Source organism: Planomonospora alba (genome assembly GCF_039534085.1).
GTDB lineage: Bacteria > Actinomycetota > Actinomycetes > Streptosporangiales > Streptosporangiaceae > Planomonospora_B > Planomonospora_B alba.
This window is the reverse complement of the sequence record NZ_BAAAUT010000025.1, coordinates 91,354-108,822: the sequence shown is the minus strand read 5'-3', so window position 1 is coordinate 108,822 and position 17,469 is coordinate 91,354. Positions and strand designations below refer to the sequence as shown.

Sequence of the window (17,469 nt, the reverse complement as noted above, 5' to 3'; positions counted from 1 at the left end):
CCGCCCAGCAGCAGTTCCGCCACGACGTTCGGTTCGATCATGAAAGTCCTCGGGCCGGGGGAACCGGGCGCGCGCCGGAGCAGAGGTCTGCCGGACGGTGGGGTCGAACGCTCCGGGAGGCGGGGGCGGGGCGACGCCGCCGGGTGTTCCCCGAATCAATTCGAACAATGGACACCAGCAATTCCCGAACGCGAACACATGGAATCAGCCACAAACGTTATCACGCCGTCATCTGGTGATCTACCGTACATCGTGTGACTTGTCGGATTGTGGACAGTTTTTCACGGAGCGTTATTACAACGGGGTTAACAAGCGATGACAGAGCGCGATACCGCATGTCGCGCGGGGGTTTCCCGGCCGGTCGGCGGCCCGGTTCCCGCTTTCCCGCCGCCGGATCCCGCTCCGGCGCCGACGGGAAACGGATGTCCCCAGGTGGAAGCGGTGCGCCATTCCTTCACCCCTCACCGGGTTCCGGTATCGGGGTGGAGGGAGTCGTGGACGAAATGGGGTGATCTTGGCATGGATTCGGCTTGATGTCTGTTTCCGTCGACCGGATCGAGCCGCCGGGCGGTGCGCACCGCCTCGACCGCAGGCATCCCGGCGCCCGGTGCCGGGCGGTGGCCTCCCGGCGTCGCGTCCCCGGGGCGGCCCGGGCCGCCCCGGACTCCGCCGGGGTCGTCTCCGGCGGGGAAAGACATCCCCAGGTGAACCCCCGCATTCCGGATCCCGGATGATGCGCCGGATATCGCAGGGGAAGGGTTCACCGGTCCGGCCGTGCCGGTCGTACCCCTATCGACCGGTTCGTGATCGTGTCGGTGGAGTGGCGCCGCTGGGGCGCCGCGCCGGGGCACCCGGGCGCGCCGCGATCGGCCGCGGCTCCGCCGTGGCCCCGGACCACCACGCGGAAGAGGGGGCCTGTGATGAGCAGGGTTCAGGAGATGGACGTGGTGGCCGTGCTGACGCACGACCACCGCGAGGTCGAGGAGATGTTCACCGAGCTGGAGCGGCTGAGCCGGAGCGAGACCGAGCGGCGCCGGGTGCTGACCGAGAAGGTCATCACCGAGCTGGTCCGCCACTCGGTCGCCGAGGAGGCCTACCTGTACCCGGCCGTGCGGGACCTGGTGCCCGGCGGCGACGCGCTGGCCGACCGGGAGCTCGCCGAGCACGCCGAGGCCGAGGAGACCATGAAGGAGCTGGAGCGGACCGACGTGTCCGAGGAGCGCCACAACGTCCTGCTGGCCCGGTTGATGGCCGAGATCCGCGCGCACATCCAGGAGGAGGAGAACGAGCTGTTCCCCCGGCTCCGCGAGAGCGCCGACGCCGAGCGGCTGGAGGAGCTGGGCCGCAAGGTCGAGGCGATCAAGAAGATCGCGCCCACCCGGCCGCACCCGGCCGCTCCGGACAAGCCTCCGGCCAACAAGGTGCTGGGCCCGATGACGGGCCTGGTCGACCGGATGCGGGACGCGCTCAGCGGGCGCGGCCGGGACTGAGTCACGAGGCCGGGCGGCAGGACCGGATCCCATCCGGTCCCGGCCCGGCACCCGCGCAAGCCGTACGGCCTCGTTCGCCCGGGCCGGCCGGATCGGATCCTCGCCCGGACCGGCCGGGAACCCCGGAGGGGGCCGGGCGGATCACGCCGGGCTATCGCAGGCTCTCGTTCCGGCGTGCACCCCGCACGGCCGCCCCGGCCGCCAGGAGGAGGACGCCGGCGAGCCAGAGGACGCCCTGCAGCGGCAGGGCGTCGACGATCGCACCGCCGGCCAGCGCACCGAGACCGATCGAGAGGTTGAACACCGCGACCCACAGCGCGGAGGCCTCCTCGACCGCTTGCGGCGCGGACTTGATCATCCAGGTCTGGAGGCTGGTGGAGACCCCGCCGTACGCCAGGCCCCAGACGACGAGCAACGTCACCCCGCCCGCAGCGGTGAGGCCCGCCACGGGGTAGAGCAGCACGGTCACCCCCAAGGCGACGGCGATGGACAGGACCGTGCGGTGGAGTCTCTTCGACACGGCGGCACCCGCGATGAAGTTTCCCGCGATGCCCGCCATGCCGAACCCGAACAGCAGCGGCCCGATGAGGTGCTCATCGATGCCGGATAGATCCCGTAGCACGGGACCGATGAACGTGTACGCCGAGAAATGGCCGGTCACGATGAGGAAGGTCGCCAGGATGCCCACCCGGACGCCCCGGTTGCGGAACTGTCCGGCCAGCCGCCGCAGGCCGACGGGTTGGGCGGCGGTCAGCGGTGGCAGCACGATCAGCAGGGCGACCAGCACCGCGAGTGCGAGGACGCTCAGCGCGCCGAACGCGACCCGCCAGTTCGCCAGCCCGCCGATCATCGTGCCGATGGGCACGCCGAAGACGTTCGCGGCTCCGACGCCGCCGAAGATGATCGCGGTGGCCCGCGGCACGTGCGAGGGCGGGGCGAGCCGGACGGCCAGACCGCCGGCGATGGCCCAGAACCCGCCGATCGCGACCCCGACCAGCACGCGGGCGGTGATCAGAAGCTGGTAGTCCGGGGCCAGGGCGGAGGCCAGGTTGGCGAGCGTCATGAGTCCCATCAGGGCGATGAGCAGGAGCCTGCGATCCAGCCGGCCGACCAGTACCGGGACCGCCGGCGCCGCGACGGCGGCGACGACGCTGGGGACCGTGACCATCAGCCCCGCCGCGCCCTCGGACACCGACAGCGCCGATCCGACGGGGGCGAGCAGCCCGATGGGGAGCTGCTCGGCCGTCACCAGGAGAAAAGTGCCGAAGGCCACGGCGGACACCGCGATCCAGTGACTTTTCGCCGAGACGTCTCGCTCGGTCAGCGTGCGGTCCGATGTCGGCACGTCGAGTCTCCTCTCCGATTTGGGAGCGATCGCTCCCGTATGACGGCACACCCTAATATGGGAACGATCGCTCCACAACTCTGGTAGGGTGGCGACCGTGGCGAGACCCAGGGAGTTCGACGAGCAGGACGTGATCGACAGGGCGACCCGGGTGTTCTGGTGCCGCGGCTACAACGCCACGTCCGTCCGTGATCTGGGCGCCGAGCTCAGCCTCAGGCAGAGCAGTCTGTATCGAACCTTCCACGACAAGCGCGCGCTGTTCCTGCGGACGCTGGACCACTACCGGGCGACCGAGTCCGCCCAGGCCGAGGAACGGCTGAGCGCCCCCGGCCCCAGCCTCGAGATCCTGCGGGAGTGGATGATCTGGATGGTCGGCCACGAGGCCGGCCGTGGCTGCTTCGTGGTCAACACGGCCACCGAGCTCGGCGCCGCCGACCCCGAGGTCCGCCAGAGGACCGAGGCCGCGTTCGACGTCACCCGCAGGACCCTGACGTCGCTCCTGCAGCGCGGCGTCCGCGACGGTGACCTGCCCGCCGCATTGGACGTCGACGCCGCCGCGGAGATGCTGTTCACGACAGTGCTCGGGCTGCGCGTACGCGAACGCGCCGGACACGATCCCCAGCGGCTGGCCACGGCCATCGACTTCACGATCAGAACGCTCGCGGCACCTGCGATCTGATCGCGGACGGTCGCCAGGGGAAGGGGCGCGGCCGGGCCGCCGGCCGGCTCCGGGAGGGATCCCGCGGCCGGGCGCCGGCGGCGCGGATCCCGGGTGGCAGACTGGCGCAATGGCATCGGCGGACCCGACCCTGCTCACCTTCGGACACGGGACGGCGGACCGGGAGCTGATCGTCCGGCTGCTGCGCGGCGCGGGGGTCGGCTCGATCGTCGACGTCAGGCGCTTCCCCGGCAGCCGCCGCCACCCGCACGTCGCCCGGGACGCCCTGGCGCGGTGGCTGCCGTCCGAGGGCATCGCGTACCGGTGGGAGCCGCGGCTCGGCGGACGGCGCCGCCTTGCCGGACCGGAGGCGTCCGGTGTGCGCGACCCCTGGTGGCGGGTCGAGGCCTTCCGCGCCTACGCGGCCCACAGCCGGACTCCGGAGTTCGTCGAGGCGATGGCCGCCCTGGTGGAGGAGGTCAGGACCGCCGGATCGGGCACGACGGCGGTGATGTGCAGCGAGACGGTGTGGTGGCGCTGCCACCGGCGCCTCATCGGCGACGTGGCCGTGCTGCTGCACGGGCTGCCCGTCGAGCACCTCGGGCACGACGGGCGCCGGACCCGGCACGAGCCGTCGGCCGGGGCGCGCGTCACCGCGGACGGCCTGGTGTACGACCGGCGGGAGTGACCGGGGTGCGCCCGCCGCAGGCCCGGCCCGCCGGGCGCGGGGACCGCCCGGCGGCGGGCCGGGCCGACCGCGGGAGAACCGGTCCGGCCTCATGAGAAGACGCTCATGTACGCCTCACCGGGCCCTCACCCCCCGTCGAAATGCTCTTCCTGCGGCCGGGCGGGGAGTCCGGCCGGGAGACGACGGAGGGCATGACGTGAGCAAGATCAAGATGGCTGTGGCCGGAACCGTCCTCGGCACCGTACTCGCCGGACCGGCCCTGGCCGCTCCGGCGTTCGCGGACGACCGCACCTGCCGGGGGACCATCCGGGCCGTCACCGTCGACGGCGTGCGCGTGCCGGCGGGCGCGAGCTGCACCCTCCTCGGCACCCGGGTGGAGGGCGGCGTCAAGGTGGAGCGGAACGCGACCCTCGTCGCCCGCGAGGTGAAGGTCGACGGCGACGTCCAAGGGGAGGGAGCCCGCGCCGTGTCGGTGACCGGCGGCTCGGTGGTGGACGGGAACGTCCAGGTGAAGCAGGGCGGCGCCGTGACGGTCACCTCCTCGCGGGTCGGCGGGGACGTCCAGCTCGACGCCAACCGCCGCCCCCTGCGCGTCGACGGGAACCGGGTCGGCGGCGACGTCCAGGTGGTGGGGAACCGCGGCGGCGCCCGCCTCCACCGCAACCTGGTCGAGGGCGACCTGCAGTGCAAGGAGAACCGCCCGGCGCCGGTCGGGAGCGGGAACTCCGCCCGCGGCGACGAGGAGGGCCAGTGCCGCCGCCTCTGAGCACGGCCCGTACGGCCGGCCGCCGCTCCCGCACGCGCCCCGGCCGTCCGGCCCCCGGCGCACCCCGCCCGCCGGGGGCGGCGCGTCCCGGCCGGGGCGGAGTGGATCACTGCAGGGAGGCGATGGCCTTCTCCGCGGTGTCGTGGAAGGAGAACAGCCGGTCCAACCCCATGATGCGGAAGACGCGGATGATCTCGGGGTCCAGGCCGGCCAGGGCCAGCGCGGCGCCGGCGTCCTGCGCGCGCTGGTGGGCGGAGACCAGCGCCGAGATGCCGGTGGAGTCGCAGAACGTCAGCCCCGACAGGTCGATCACCAGCCCGGCGCCCGGGGCGAGCGTGAGATCGTCCAGGGCCGCGCGCAGGCGGGGGACGGTGTGGTGGTCCAGATCACCCGCCACGGTCAGCACGAGAGGGCTGACCGGGTGCGGCTGCAGGGTGACGGTCAGGTCGTGGTCATGCTGCACCAGGACTCCTGAAGGGGGACGGCGGTCGAATAGGCGGGTACGGACAGCGCGAGCACCGCGGTGTCGTCGGAGACGCCCTCGCCCAGGGCGGCGATCAGTTTGTGCACCGCGGTGAGGAGGTCGTCGGCGGTGGCGGGCGCGGCGGCGGCGAGGTACGCGGCCAGGCCTTCCTCGTCCAGCCTGGCCCCGGCCTCGGTGCGGGCCTCGATCAGGCCGTCGGTGTACAGCAGCAACGCGTCCCCGGCGTTCAAACGAGTCCTCACCTGCGCGAAGTACGGGTCACGCAGGATGCCGATCAGCTGCCCTCCCTCCGGGTGGACGGCCTCGATGCTACCTCCCGTCCGCACCATCAGGGCCGGAGGGTGCCCGCCGCCGGCGAGTGTGACGGTGAACCCGTCGCGGTCGGGCTCCAGGACGCCGAAGACGGCGGTGCAGTACGGCGGCGGCGCGGTGCTCCCGGCGTGCTCCTGCTGCAGCACCGCGTCCAGGTTGGCCAGCACCGCGCACGGGTCGGGATCGTAGACGGCGGCGGCGCGCAGCGTGTAGCGGACCAGGGAGGTCAGGGCGGCCGCGTCGGCGCCCTTGCCGCAGACGTCCCCGAGGAAGAACCCCCAGCGGTCGCCGTCGAGCGGGAACAGGTCGTAGAAGTCTCCGCCGACCTCGTCGGCGGAGACGGGGTGGTAGGCCGCGGCCGCGTGCAGGCCGGGCACCCGCGGCAGGGCCGGGGGCAGCAGGGTGCGCTGCAGGGTGCGGGCCAGGCGCTCGGCCCCGGCGCGCAGCTCGCGTTCGGCGGCGACGGTGCGCGAGGCGGTCAGCCGCAGCTCCAGCTCGCCCGCGACCAGGGCGGCGAGGTCCCGCAGGGAGGCCAGCTGCTCGGAGGTCGCCTGCCGGGGGCGGGTGTCCATGACGTTGACACTGCCCAGGCGGTGGCCGTCGGAGGTGACGATCGGAGCCGCCGCGTAGAACCGGACCCCGGGCTCGCCCCGGACCAGCGGGTCGGCGGAGGCACGCGGGTCGGCCGAGGTGTCGGGGACCACGTACACGCCGTCGTGGGTGACGGCCGCGGCACCCAGGCTCACCGCGCGGCTGCCCTGGCACAGCCGCGGCGGCAGCCCGTGGGCGGCCTTGCACCGGACCCACTCGTCGTCGACGAGCGTCACGGTGGCGATCGGCGCGTGGAAGATCCGTGCGGCCAGCGAGGTCACCCGGCCGAACGCGTCGTCACCGGGGGCGTCCAGAGAGGCGTAGCGGCGTACGGCCGCCAGCCGGCGCGTTTCGTCGGCGGTGCTGACGTCAGGCTCCTTTCCCGCCTCGCTCCGTGCGGTACAGGGGCGGACGCAGGGCCCCGGAGCGATTTGCCCTATCCTACGTAACCGTTGACCTGGTCCTTGCGTACCTGCCGCTCCGAGCCGGGAGTCGTCGACCGGTGCACATGGAAGGGCCGTCGCGGAGGCGGGCCGGGCGAGCCACGCCACCGGTCTCCGCAGGCGGGAGGTGCGGTCTGCCGCGCGGCGGCACGGTGGGCGGGTCCGGCGCGGTGCGGCCGGGCTCGGCGTGAGCGAAAGGGTGTCAGATGACGCGCTGTGACGGCGCTGAGCGCGGCCCGGCGGGGGGCGAGGCTGAGGTCTTCGCCGTCGACGACGAGGTCGGCCCGGATCTGGCGGCGGTGGACTGGCGGGCGACCCCGCTCGGGCCGCCCGCCGGCTGGCCGCAGAGCCTGCGCACGGCGGTGAGCATCCTGCTGTCGTCCCGGTTCCCCATGTGGATGGCGTGGGGGCCGCAGCTGACGTTCTTCTGCAACGCCGCCTACCGCCGCGACACCCTGGGCCGGAAGTACCCGTGGGCGCTGGGCCGGCCGGCCGGCGAGGTGTGGGCGGAGATCTGGGACGACATCGGCCCCCGGATCGACGCCGTGCTGGCCACGGGGAAGGCGACCTGGGACGAAGGGCTGCTGCTGTTCCTGGAGCGCGCCGGCTACCCGGAGGAGACCTACCACACGTTCTCCTACAGCCCCCTGCGCGACGACGCCGGCGCGGTGGTCGGCATGCTGTGCGTCGTCAGCGAGGACACCGAGCGGGTCATCGGCGAACGGCGGATGGCGACCCTGCGGGACCTCGGCTCCGACCCCAGCGTGGTCCGCACCGAGCAGGAGATGCTCGCCTTCGCCTGCAGGCAGCTCGGCGGCAACCCGCACGACCTCCCGTTCACGCTGACCTACCTGTTCGACGGCGACGACCGCGCGCGGCTGGCGGGGGCGACCGGGATCCCCGCCGGGCACCCGGCCGCCCCCGCCGTCCTGCCGTTCGGCGACACCGGCGGGGCGTGGCCCGCGGCGGAGCTGGCCCGCGGGGAGTCGGCGCTCGTGGCGCTCGACGGCGCCCCGTTCACCGGCCTGCCGTCCGGCGCCTGGGCGGAGCCGCCCGCGCAGGCGCTGGTGGTGCCGCTGCTGCAGCAGGGCAGCGCGCCGTACGGGTTCCTGGTGGCCGGGCTCAACCGGTACCGTCCCCTGGACGACGGTTACCGCGCCTTCATCGAGCTGGCCGCCGGGCACGTCGCGACGGGGGTCGCCAGCGCCCGCAGCTACCAGGCCCAGCAGCGGCGGGCCGAGGAGCTGGCCGAGCTGGACCGGGCCAAGACCGTCTTCTTCTCCAACATCAGCCACGAGTTCCGCACCCCGCTGACCCTGATCATGGGGCCGGTGCAGGAGCTGCGCGGCCGGCTGCAGGAGGCCGACCCGCAGGTGCGCGAGGAGCTGGAGGTCGTCCACCGCAACGCGCTGCGCCTGGGCAAGCTCGTCAACACCCTGCTCGACTTCTCCCGCATCGAGGCCGGCCGCATGCAGGCCCGCTACGAGCCGGTGGACCTGGCGGCCGTGACCACCGAGCTGGCCAGCGTCTTCCGCTCCGCGATGGACAGGGCCGGGCTGGCCTTCGAGGTCGACTGCCCGCCGCTGGCCGAGCCGGTGTACATCGACCGGAGCATGTGGGAGAAGGTGGTGCTCAACCTGCTGAGCAACGCCCTGAAGTTCACCTTCGACGGCTCCGTCGGCGTCCGGCTGCGCACCGAGGACGGCCACGCCGTCGTCACGGTCGCCGACACCGGCATCGGCGTCCCCACCGGAGAGCTGCCGCGGCTGTTCGAGCGCTTCCACCGCATCGAGAGCGCCCGGTCGCGCTCGAACGAGGGCAGCGGCATCGGACTGGCGCTGGTGAAGGAGCTGGTCGGCCTGCACGGCGGCACCATCACCGCCGACAGCGTCGAGGGCGAGGGCACGACCTTCACCATCCGGCTGCCCTTCGGCTCCGCTCACCTGCCGGCCGACAGCCTGATCCCGGCCGGGTCGGCGGAGGCGGTCTCCGCCACCGCCGACCCGTTCGTCGAGGAGACCCTGCGCTGGATCCCCGGAGACGGCGCGGACGCCGGGCGGGCGGTCACCCCCGACGTCCCCGCCGCCGCGCACCCCGCGGCGCCGGGCGGCGGCGCGCCGCCCCGGGTGCTGATCGCCGACGACAACGCCGACATGCGCGACTATCTCGCGCGGCTGCTGCGGCAGACCTACCGGGTCACCGTGGTGGACGACGGCCAGGCCGCGCTGGAGGCGGCGCGGGCCGACCCGCCGGACATGGTCGTCAGCGACGTGATGATGCCGCGCCTGGACGGCCTGCAGCTGGTGGCCGCGCTGCGCGCCGATCCGCGCACCGCGAGCGTCCCGGTGCTGCTGCTGTCGGCCCGCGCCGGGCAGGAGGCCTCCATCGAAGGGCTGGAGGCGGGCGCCGACGACTACCTGGTCAAGCCGTTCTCCGCCGCCGAGCTGCTGGCGAGGGTGCGGGCGAACGTCGAGCTGGCGCGCATGCGCAACCACCACACCCGGTGGCGCAACGCCATGATCGAATCGCTGCAGGAGGCGTTCTTCGCCACCGACGAGAACGGCGCCGTCGTCGAGATCAACTCGGCGTTCACCGACATCCTCGGCTACGGCCCCGAGGGCCTGCCGTACACCCCGCTGCACCCCTGGTGGCCGGACGAGCGGGAGGACCCGCAGGCCCACGCGATGGTCGCCGCGGCCTTCTCCCAGCTGGTCAGCGAGGGCAGGGGCAGCTGCGTCATCCCCGTCACCCACCGCGACGGGCACCAGGTCTGGATCGCGGTCACCTTCAACGACGTCACCGACCCCGACACCGGCCGGCGCCGGGTCGTGGGCACCGTGCGCGACGTCACCGCCGAGCACTACCTCGTGCAGCGGGAGAGCGCGCTGGCCGCGCTGAGCATGCGCGTCTCCCGGGCGGACAACGTGACCGACGCCCTGTCCGGGGCGCTGGAGGCGCTGCAGGAGGTCTGGCGGGCCCGCCGGGTCACGGCGGCGCTCTGGAACGGCGGCGCCTCGCCGGAGCTCGTCTGCGCGCCCGCCGGTGGCGGCTGGCAGGACCTGCCGGAACAGGTGCGCGAGAAGCTGTCGGCCCTGCGCGAGCAGCCGCCGCTGCGCCCGGTCGCGGACCGGGCGGACGGAGCCGGCGTCACCCTGGAGCACCCGCAGGGCCTTCTGACGCTCTGGATCGACCTGGGCCAGAACCGGCCCTTCACCACCGAGGACCAGACCCTGCTCGCGCTGCTGGCCGGACACCTCGGCCAGGGCCTGAACCGGGCGCACCAGCTCGACCAGCAGCGCGAGGCCGCCGTGGCCCTCCAGCGCGCCATCCTCGGCCCCTCGCGGCTGCCCGACGGCTTCGCCGTGCGCTACGAGCCGGCCACCCGCCCGCTGGAGGTCGGCGGCGACTGGTACGACATCGTGCCGCTGGCCGGCGAGCGCATCGGGATCGTGGTCGGCGACTGCGTCGGGCGGGGGTTGGAGGCCGCGGCCGTCATGGGGCAGCTGCGCAGCGCCTGCCGCGCCCTGCTGCTGCAGGAGGCCGGGCCAGCCCAGGTGCTCGGCGCCCTCGACCGGTTCGCCGCCCTCGTCCCCGGCGCCAGGTGCACCACCGTCTTCTGCGGCGTCCTGGACACCGCCACCGGCGACCTCGTCTACTCCAGCGCCGGCCACCCGCCCGGCATCCTGGCCCACCCCGACGGCACCACCCAGCTGCTGGAGGGCGGCCGCTCCACCCCGCTGGCCGTACGGCCGGACCACTCCCGGCCCGAGGCCAGGTGCACCATGCCGGCCCGCTCCACCCTGCTGCTGTACACCGACGGGCTGGTCGAGCGGCGCCGGCGCCCGCTGACCGCGGGCATCGACCAGGCCAGCGCCGCCGTCCAGGACGGGCGGGCCGCTCCCATCGAGGACCTGGCGACCCACGTCATGGCCCGGCTCGCGCCGGACGGCGGCTTCAACGACGACGTCGCCCTGCTGCTGTACCGCCAGCCCGCGCCGCTGGAGGTCGCCTTCCCCGCCGAGTCCAGCCAGCTCGCCCCGGTCCGCACGGCCCTGCGCGACTGGCTGAGCCGCTGCGAGCTCAACCCCTCGCTGATCCAGAACGTGCTCGTCGCGGCCGGTGAGGCCTGCGCCAACGCGATCGAGCACGGACACCGCCACAGTCCCGGCCGCACGATCCGCCTGCGGGCGGTCGCCACCGCCGGCGACCTGCACCTGACCGTCGCCGACACCGGCCGGTGGAAGCCGCCGCAACCCGAGGCCAATCCCCACCGCGGCCGGGGCGTCGCCCTCATGCGCGCCCTCATGCACGAGGTCACCATCGAACCCGGTGCCTCCGGGACCACCGTCGACATGCATGCGAGGATCACCCGATGACCACCCCTTTGACCCTGGTCGCCTCGGAACGGCCCGACGGCACGCCGGTCCTCGCCGTCACCGGGGAGATCGACATGAGCAACGCGGGCACCCTGGACGCCGCGCTGGCCAGGTCCGCCGGCGACGGCTCGCTGGTCGTCGACCTGAGCGCGGTGGACTACCTCGACAGCGCCGGCCTGACCGTCCTGTTCTCCCACGCGCCGCGCATCCGGCTGGTCGCCAACCCCCTGCTCGCCCCCGTCCTGACGATCTCCGGGCTCACCGAGGTCACCGAGGTCGAGGGGATCGCACCGGACGGGACGGCCCCGCGGTAGGCGCCGGGAAGCGGGGCCCGCGCCGCCCCGGCGGTCCCGCCGCCCGCGCGGCCGGCCGGTTCCCGCTGCGCGCCGTCCCACGCGGTCAGAACCGCCAGCCGATGAGGTTCCACTGCCACAGGAACCACGCCAGCGCCGCCAGCCCCGCGAACAGGGCGACCTGGTGCACGCGCGCGACCGTGCCGGAGCCCGCCCAGCCCCTCACCGTGTACCCGGCCGCCCCGGCCGTCATCGCCAGCACGACGAGGGGTACGGCGAGCAGGATGCGCATGTCCGGCGGCACGCCGTACAGGAAGTCGCCGGTGTCGCCGAGGACCCGGGCCGCCAGCAGCGCCAGGAACCCCAGGCCCAGCAGGGCGGCCCCGCAGGCCAGCGCGCGTGCCGCCCGCCAGGCGGCCGTCGCGGCGGCGGGCCGCCGCCGCGCCCGGCGCCACACCGCCGCCAGGGGCACGGCGAGCGCGCTGAGGGCCGCGGCGGTGAAGACCGCCAGGACCGCCAGGTTGACGATCGGTCCCTCCGCGGCGCTCATCAGGCGGTAGGCGGGACCGTCGGTGGCCACGTAGCGCCGGCCGTCCCCGCCCGGGACGGCCACCAGGTGGTCGCGGCCGTCCGCCGAGGCGTACAGGCCGCCGCCCCGGGGCCGCCACCGCTCACCCTGGAAGCGGACGGTGCCGTCACCGTCCACCCGCAGCCGCGCCGGGCCGAGCAGGACCAGGATCTTCTCGATCGTCGAGGCGTTGTGCCGGGCCGGCGCGTAGAAGCCCTCCCGGGGGGCCTCCCCGGCCGCCGGGGAGCGCTCCGGGGCGGGCCCGGCGGCCGCCCGGGGCGGGGCGAACCGGTCGAGGAACGCGCGGGTCAGCTCCGCCGCCGCCCCGATGCCGCCGGTGCCGTTGACCGACAGGAACATCCCCAGGTCGCACCCGGGCACCAGGAGCAGCACGCTCCGGAACCCCTCCCAGCTGCCGTCGTGCATCAGGACCCGGTGGCCGCCGACGGTGCGGTCCATGAAGCCGTGCGCGTACCCGCCCAGGCGGGGGTCGGCGGAGAAGGAGCGCCGGTGCATCCGCGCCGTGGTCTGCGGGCTCAGCACGGCGGTGCCGCGGAACCGCCCGCCGTTCAGGTGCGCGATCATGAAGTTGGCCATGTCCGCGGCCGTGGCGCTGACCGACCCGTCGGGGGGCATCGCGTCGAAGGTGAAGGGGACGGCGCGCGGGGGGACGGCCTCGGAGTCGTAGCTGCGCGCGAGGTCGGCCGCGAGGGGCGCGGGCACCGGCTCGGCCGCGGTGCTGCGTGTCATGCCGAGCGGTTCCAGCAGGTGGCGGCGGACGTAGGCGCCGTAGGGCTCCCCGGTGACCTGGGCCACGACGTGGCCGGCGAGCGCGGCGCCGTGGTTGGAGTAGGCGGAGATCTCGCCGGGCGGCCGGATCCGGGCCGGCAGGTGCCGTGCCAGATACTCGCCGAGCGGCGGCACGTCGGCCGCGGTGCGCGCGCCGATGCCGACCGCGCGCTCCTCGAAGCCGGAGGTGTGGTCCATCAGGGTCCGCAACGTCACCGGCTCCGGGTGGGTGGCCGGGACGCGGAACCCCTTCAGGTAGCGGTTCACGTCGGCGTCCAGGTCGAGCCGGCCGGCCTCGACCTGCTGCATCACGGCCGTCCAGGTGAACAGCTTGGTGATCGACCCGATCCGGACCAGTGAGCGGCCGGGGTCGAACGCGGTCCCGCGCGCGACGTCGGCCAGGCCGTAGCCCCCGGTGAACACGGTCCTGGCGCCGGACACCACCGAGACCACCGCGCCGGGCACCCGGTCGCGGGCGAGGCGGGCCGGTACCGCGTCGTCGAAGAAACCGGCCAGCGCCCGCGCGGTGGGGGCAGGGCAGGCGGGCGCGGACAGTGATCGGGCCGGGGCGGGCGAGGCCGCCGAGGCGGGCCCGGCGGCAGCGGCGGTCCCGGTGGCGGGCCGGGCCGGGGTGGACCAGGCGGCCGCGGCGGGCGGCCGGGCCCGGGACGCCGCCGGGCCGGCGAGGACGGGCAGGGCGAGACAGGCCGCGAGCAGCCCTGCGGCTGCTGGGCGGGCGAGGCGGGACGGCCGGCTGCGCACGGGTCGGCTCATGGGTCGGCTCCTGGTGACGGTGCTCGGCAAGGGGACACCGTCAAGGGTCGCGACGCGGGGGCGCGGCCCGCATCGGTCCGCGGGCGAGGCCGTACTCCGACGAAAGTCGGAGCCGCGCCGCCCGGTCCGCCGACGAAAGCGGGATGGGCGCGGTGCCCTCCTGGTCTCTAGGCTGCGGGGTATGGCAGAGGCCGCGGACATGGACGCCCCCGGGCCGCGGGACGCGGTGACGGACCGCCTGCGGGCCCGCCTGACCGGTCCCGGGGCCGTGGACGCCGCCCTGGTGCTGGGGTGCCTGGTCCTGACCGGCTTCGCGGTGCGGGCGCACTGGTCGGCGCTGCCCCCGCCGGTGATCGCGGCGGCGGGCGCGGCGGGCGGCCTCGCGCAGATCTGGCGCAGGCGGCGGTGGTGGCCGGCGACCGCGGCCGGAGCGGCGGCGTATGCGCTGTCGGGGAACCCCGGCCCCCTGCTCGTCGGCCTGTACTCGGGCGCCTCGTACGCCCCCCGGCGGCAGGCGGGGGCGCTCGCGCTCACCGGCTGGGCGGGCTTCGCCGGATGGTCGTGGATCGACGAGGGCCGGCTGACGGCCGAGGGCGCGGTCTCGGCGGCCGTCGCGGCCGCCGTGGTGACGGCCGCCGGCCTGCACGCCGCCACCCGGCGGGCGCTGACCGAGGCGCTCCACCGGCGGGCCGAGAGCGCCGAGGCCGAGCGGCGCCTCCGCGACGAGCAGGCCCGCTCCGCGGAACGCACCCGGATCGCCCGGGAGATGCACGACGTCCTGGCGCACAAGGTGTCGCTCATCGCGCTCCACGCGGGCGCGCTGGAACTCGCCGCGAGCGGGAGCTCCGCCCGGGTCGAGGAGGGAGCGGCGCTCATCCGCGTCACCGCCCGCGAGGCGCTGCGGGAGCTGCGCTACGTGCTCGGCGTGCTGCGGGAGGAACCGGGCGTGCCGGACCCCGGCGCGCCCCCGGACGGTGGCGCGCCGTTCGCCGACCCGGCGTCGCTGGTGCGGGAGGCGGAGCAGGCCGGGCAGCGCGTCGAGCTGCGCGACCGGGCCGGCCCGCTGCCGCCGGCCGCGGCCCGGGTGGTCCACCGGATCGTCCGGGAGGGTCTGACCAACGCCCGCAAGCACGCGCCGGGCGCGCCGGTCACCGTCTCGGTGGAGCCCGGCGAGGACGGCGGCGTGACCGTCACCGTGGACAACGCCCCGGCGGGCGGCGCACCGGCGGACCTGCCCGGGTCGGGTTCCGGGCTGGTCGGGCTGGCCGAACGGGTCCGGCTGGTGGGCGGGACCCTCCGCAGCGGCCCCCGCGGATCCGGGGCCGGCGGCGGCTGGCGGCTGCGGGCCCGCATCCCGCGGCTCGACCACGGCGACCAGGGTGAGCCCCGGTTCGGCCACGGCGACCAGGGTGAGCCCCGGTTCGGCCACGGTGACCGGGGCGGATCCCGGCCCGGCCACGGCGAGCGGGGCGGCGCGCCGGCCGCGACCGGCGAGGTCCCCGCGGAGCACGCACCATGATCTCGGTCCTGCTCGTGGACGACGAGGCCCTCGTCCGCGCCGGCCTGCGCATGATCCTCGAAACGGCCGACGACATGGCCGTCGTCGGCGACGCCGCCGACGGGCGGGCCGCGCTCGAGGCGGTCGCCCGCGCCCGCCCGGACGTGGTCCTCATGGACGTGCGCATGCCCGGCCTCGACGGCCTGGCCGCCACCGCGGCGATCCGCGCGCGCCCGCACCCGCCCGCGGTGATCGTCCTGACCACCTTCGACGCCGACGACACCGTCTTCCGGGCGCTGGAGGCCGGGGCGACGGGATTCCTGCTCAAGGACACCCCGCCGCGGGACCTGCTGCGCGCCGTACGGCACGCGGCGGCGGGCGACGCGATGCTCTCGCCCGGTGTCACCCGGCAGCTCATCGACCGCCTCACCGCGGAGGACCGCACGCGCCGCCGCCGCGCGGCCCTGGAGCGGCTGCGGGGCCTGACCGAGCGGGAGCGGCAGGTGCTGGTCGAGATCGGCCTCGGCCACGCCAACGCCGACATCGCCGCCCGCCTGCACATGAGCGAGGCGACGGTGAAGAGCCACGTCACCCGCCTGTTCGAGAAGCTCTCGGCCACCAACCGCGTGCAGCTGGCCATCGCCGCGTTCCGCGCGGGCATCGTCGAGTGATCGCCGCGTTCCGCGCGGGTGCTGAGCGGTCACAGCGGCGTCGGCGTTCGGGGAGGGCGGATGGCTGTGCTCGGATCGGCCGGAGGCTCGGGAGGCGGCCCGCCCCTGTTCGAGGACCTGGACCCGGACATCCCCGACGGCGCGAAGACCGGGCTGGTCGGGCAGTCCGGCGGAGGCAAGAGCACGCTCACCCGGCTGCTGCTGCGCCTCATGGACGTGGGCGGCGGCAGGATCCTGATAGGGGGCCAGGACATCGCCCGGCTGCGCCAGTCCGACCCGCGCAGCCTCATCGCCTACGTCCCCCAGGAACCCGCCATGTTCCACCGGTCCGTGCGCGACGCCCCGATCCCGCTGCTGGACGAGGCGACCAGCGCCCTGGACTCCGAGAGCGGGATCCTCGTCCAGGAGGCTCTGTGGCGCCTGATGCAGGGCCGTACCGCGGTCGTGGTCGCGCACCGCCTGAGCACCGTCGTGCGGATGGACCGGCTCGTCGTGCTCAACCGGGGGCGCGTCGTGGAGCAGGGCACCCACGGCGAGCTGCTCCAGTCACCGGGAGTCACCGGGGAGCGCGGGTGTGGCCGATCGGCGATCGTTCGCCTACGGTGCTGGGCGTGCGGGGGATGACACGGCCCTGGGTGGACGGCGCGGTGGACGGCGGCGCGGCGGCCGGCGTCGTGGCGGTGTTCTGGGCGTGGCCGGCACTCGGCGCCGGAGCGTGGCCGACGGTGGCGGCGGGGGCGGTGCTGGCCGGGATGACGGCCGGTGCGATGGTGCTGCGGCGGCGGGCGCCGTTCGGGGCGACGCTGGCCGCCGGGGCCGCCACCGTCGCCGGCACGGTGCTGGGGGTCTGCCAGGACCCCATGCTGGCCGCGGCCTGGTGCCTGTACCCCCTCGCGATCGAGCGGGCGCGGCGCACCCGGGTCGTGGCCGGGGTGCTGGCCGGGGTCTTCGCGGGGCTGGCGATGGTCACCGCGGTGCCGGAGGGGGACGCGGCCGGGCCGGGGCGGCAGGTGGTGTTCGCGGTGGCCGCGCTGAGCGTGTCCTGGCTGCTCGGCACCGTCACCGGCAGGCAGCTCGCGACCGCTCGGGAGGCCGAGCGGATGCGGGTGCAGCTGGAGGTGGCGCGGGACGTCCACGACGTGGTCGGGCACGCGCTCGGGGTGGTCATCGCGCAGTCGGGGGTGGTCCTCGGCCTGCCGGACGCCCGGGAGGAGGAGCTGCGCGAGACGTTGTCGGAGGTGGAGGAGCACGCCCGCAGGGCGCTGGAGGACGTGCAGGGCCTGGTGCGCACGCTGCGCGCTCCGGACGGCGGGCCGGCGCCCGGTCGGGACGGGCTCGCGGAGGTCGTCGAGGCGACCCGGGCCGCCGGCGTCGACGTGGACGCCCGGGTCGACGCCGGCGGGGCGGTCGGCGGCCGGGTGGGCGCGGTGGCGTTCCGGATCGTGCAGGAGGCGTTGAGCAACGTGGTGCGGCACGCCCCGGGCGCGTGGTGCACGGTGCGGGTGCGCCGGGAGGGCGACGTGCTGGTGGTCCGGGTCCGGGACGGCGGGGCCCGGAGGCCGGTCGGCCGGGCTCCGGGCGCCGGATCGGGGTCCGGGCTGCGGGGCATGCGGGAGCGGGCCCGGCTGGTGGGCGGGACGGTGGCGTGGGGGGCCCGGCCCGGGGGCGGCTTCGAGGTGGAGGCCCGGCTGCCCGTGGGAGGAGCCCCGTGACGGCCGGAACC

14 protein-coding genes are annotated in these 17,469 nt (G+C 75.3%); 10 read left to right on the top strand and 4 right to left on the bottom strand.

Annotated elements, in window-relative coordinates; genetic code table 11:
• Window positions 1–920: 920 nt before the first annotated feature.
• Window positions 921–1,490, top strand: coding sequence for a hemerythrin domain-containing protein (locus ABD823_RS16950; RefSeq protein ID WP_344860595.1), 570 nt, complete (start codon window positions 921–923; stop codon window positions 1,488–1,490).
• Window positions 1,491–1,641: 151 nt separating this feature from the next.
• Here the strand turns inward: ABD823_RS16950 and ABD823_RS16945 are convergent, their stop codons facing one another.
• A complete protein-coding gene (locus tag ABD823_RS16945; protein ID WP_344860594.1) occupies window positions 1,642–2,835 on the bottom strand; it encodes an MFS transporter in 1,194 nt (397 codons plus the stop codon).
• Between the two features lie 97 nt (window positions 2,836–2,932).
• On the opposite strand from ABD823_RS16945, the gene ABD823_RS16940 reads away from it, so the two are divergent.
• From ABD823_RS16940 to ABD823_RS16930, 3 genes are all read left to right on the top strand, one after another.
• Window positions 2,933–3,514 (top strand): TetR/AcrR family transcriptional regulator, encoded by a 582-nt coding sequence (locus ABD823_RS16940; protein WP_344860592.1) that lies wholly within the window; start codon window positions 2,933–2,935, stop codon window positions 3,512–3,514.
• Between the two features lie 109 nt (window positions 3,515–3,623).
• Window positions 3,624–4,181, top strand: a complete 558-nt coding sequence (locus ABD823_RS16935) for a DUF488 domain-containing protein (protein WP_344860591.1) — start codon at window positions 3,624–3,626, stop codon at window positions 4,179–4,181.
• Between the two features lie 196 nt (window positions 4,182–4,377).
• A complete protein-coding gene (locus tag ABD823_RS16930; protein ID WP_344860589.1) occupies window positions 4,378–4,947 on the top strand; it encodes a hypothetical protein in 570 nt (189 codons plus the stop codon).
• Window positions 4,948–5,053: 106 nt separating this feature from the next.
• Here ABD823_RS16930 and ABD823_RS16925 read toward each other — a convergent pair whose 3' ends face one another.
• Both ABD823_RS16925 and ABD823_RS16920 read right to left on the bottom strand, forming a co-directional pair.
• Window positions 5,054–5,410 (bottom strand): STAS domain-containing protein, encoded by a 357-nt coding sequence (locus ABD823_RS16925; protein ID WP_344860588.1) that lies wholly within the window; start codon window positions 5,408–5,410, stop codon window positions 5,054–5,056.
• A complete protein-coding gene (locus ABD823_RS16920) occupies window positions 5,389–6,885 on the bottom strand; it encodes a PP2C family protein-serine/threonine phosphatase (protein WP_344860586.1) in 1,497 nt (498 codons plus the stop codon). The genes ABD823_RS16925 and ABD823_RS16920 overlap by 22 nt, the downstream gene beginning before the upstream one ends.
• Before the next feature lie 98 nt (window positions 6,886–6,983).
• Between ABD823_RS16920 and ABD823_RS16915 the strand changes: the two genes are divergently transcribed.
• Together ABD823_RS16915 and ABD823_RS16910 are read left to right on the top strand one after the other, a co-directional pair.
• Window positions 6,984–11,153 (top strand): SpoIIE family protein phosphatase, encoded by a 4,170-nt coding sequence (locus ABD823_RS16915; RefSeq protein WP_344860585.1) that lies wholly within the window; start codon window positions 6,984–6,986, stop codon window positions 11,151–11,153.
• A complete protein-coding gene (locus ABD823_RS16910) occupies window positions 11,150–11,467 on the top strand; it encodes an STAS domain-containing protein (RefSeq protein ID WP_344860583.1) in 318 nt (105 codons plus the stop codon). The genes ABD823_RS16915 and ABD823_RS16910 overlap by 4 nt, the downstream gene beginning before the upstream one ends.
• Window positions 11,468–11,552: 85 nt before the next feature.
• Here the strand turns inward: ABD823_RS16910 and ABD823_RS16905 are convergent, their stop codons facing one another.
• Window positions 11,553–13,577, bottom strand: coding sequence for a serine hydrolase domain-containing protein (locus ABD823_RS16905; RefSeq protein WP_344860580.1), 2,025 nt, complete (start codon window positions 13,575–13,577; stop codon window positions 11,553–11,555).
• A gap of 181 nt (window positions 13,578–13,758) precedes the next feature.
• On the opposite strand from ABD823_RS16905, the gene ABD823_RS16900 reads away from it, so the two are divergent.
• Genes ABD823_RS16900 through ABD823_RS16885 form a run of 4 tightly spaced genes read left to right on the top strand, consistent with a single transcriptional unit; the run spans window position 13,759 to window position 17,458 of the window.
• A complete protein-coding gene (locus ABD823_RS16900) occupies window positions 13,759–15,096 on the top strand; it encodes a sensor histidine kinase (RefSeq protein WP_344860579.1) in 1,338 nt (445 codons plus the stop codon).
• On the top strand, window positions 15,093–15,746 hold the full coding sequence (locus ABD823_RS16895; RefSeq protein WP_344860577.1) for a response regulator: 654 nt from the start codon (window positions 15,093–15,095) through the stop codon (window positions 15,744–15,746). Before ABD823_RS16900 ends, ABD823_RS16895 begins: the two co-directional genes overlap by 4 nt.
• Window positions 15,747–15,806: 60 nt before the next feature.
• On the top strand, window positions 15,807–16,370 hold the full coding sequence (locus ABD823_RS16890; protein WP_344860576.1) for an ATP-binding cassette domain-containing protein: 564 nt from the start codon (window positions 15,807–15,809) through the stop codon (window positions 16,368–16,370).
• Window positions 16,367–17,458 (top strand): sensor histidine kinase, encoded by a 1,092-nt coding sequence (locus ABD823_RS16885; RefSeq protein ID WP_344860597.1) that lies wholly within the window; start codon window positions 16,367–16,369, stop codon window positions 17,456–17,458. Before ABD823_RS16890 ends, ABD823_RS16885 begins: the two co-directional genes overlap by 4 nt.
• Window positions 17,459–17,469 lie beyond the last annotated feature (11 nt).

Bases quoted from the DNA above. Each gene is read 5' to 3' on its own strand.
- ABD823_RS16915 (WP_344860585.1), top strand. From the start codon at position 6,984: ATGACGCGCTGTGACGGCGCTGAGCGCGGCCCGGCGGGGGGCGAGGCT.
- ABD823_RS16935 (WP_344860591.1), top strand. From the start codon at position 3,624: ATGGCATCGGCGGACCCGACCCTGCTCACCTTCGGACACGGGACGGCG.
- ABD823_RS16910 (WP_344860583.1), top strand. From the start codon at position 11,150: ATGACCACCCCTTTGACCCTGGTCGCCTCGGAACGGCCCGACGGCACG.
- ABD823_RS16950 (WP_344860595.1), top strand. From the start codon at position 921: ATGAGCAGGGTTCAGGAGATGGACGTGGTGGCCGTGCTGACGCACGAC.
- ABD823_RS16885 (WP_344860597.1), top strand. From the start codon at position 16,367: ATGACACGGCCCTGGGTGGACGGCGCGGTGGACGGCGGCGCGGCGGCC.
- ABD823_RS16900 (WP_344860579.1), top strand. From the start codon at position 13,759: ATGGCAGAGGCCGCGGACATGGACGCCCCCGGGCCGCGGGACGCGGTG.
- ABD823_RS16895 (WP_344860577.1), top strand. From the start codon at position 15,093: ATGATCTCGGTCCTGCTCGTGGACGACGAGGCCCTCGTCCGCGCCGGC.
- ABD823_RS16905 (WP_344860580.1), bottom strand. From the start codon at position 13,577: ATGAGCCGACCCGTGCGCAGCCGGCCGTCCCGCCTCGCCCGCCCAGCA.
- ABD823_RS16890 (WP_344860576.1), top strand. From the start codon at position 15,807: ATGGCTGTGCTCGGATCGGCCGGAGGCTCGGGAGGCGGCCCGCCCCTG.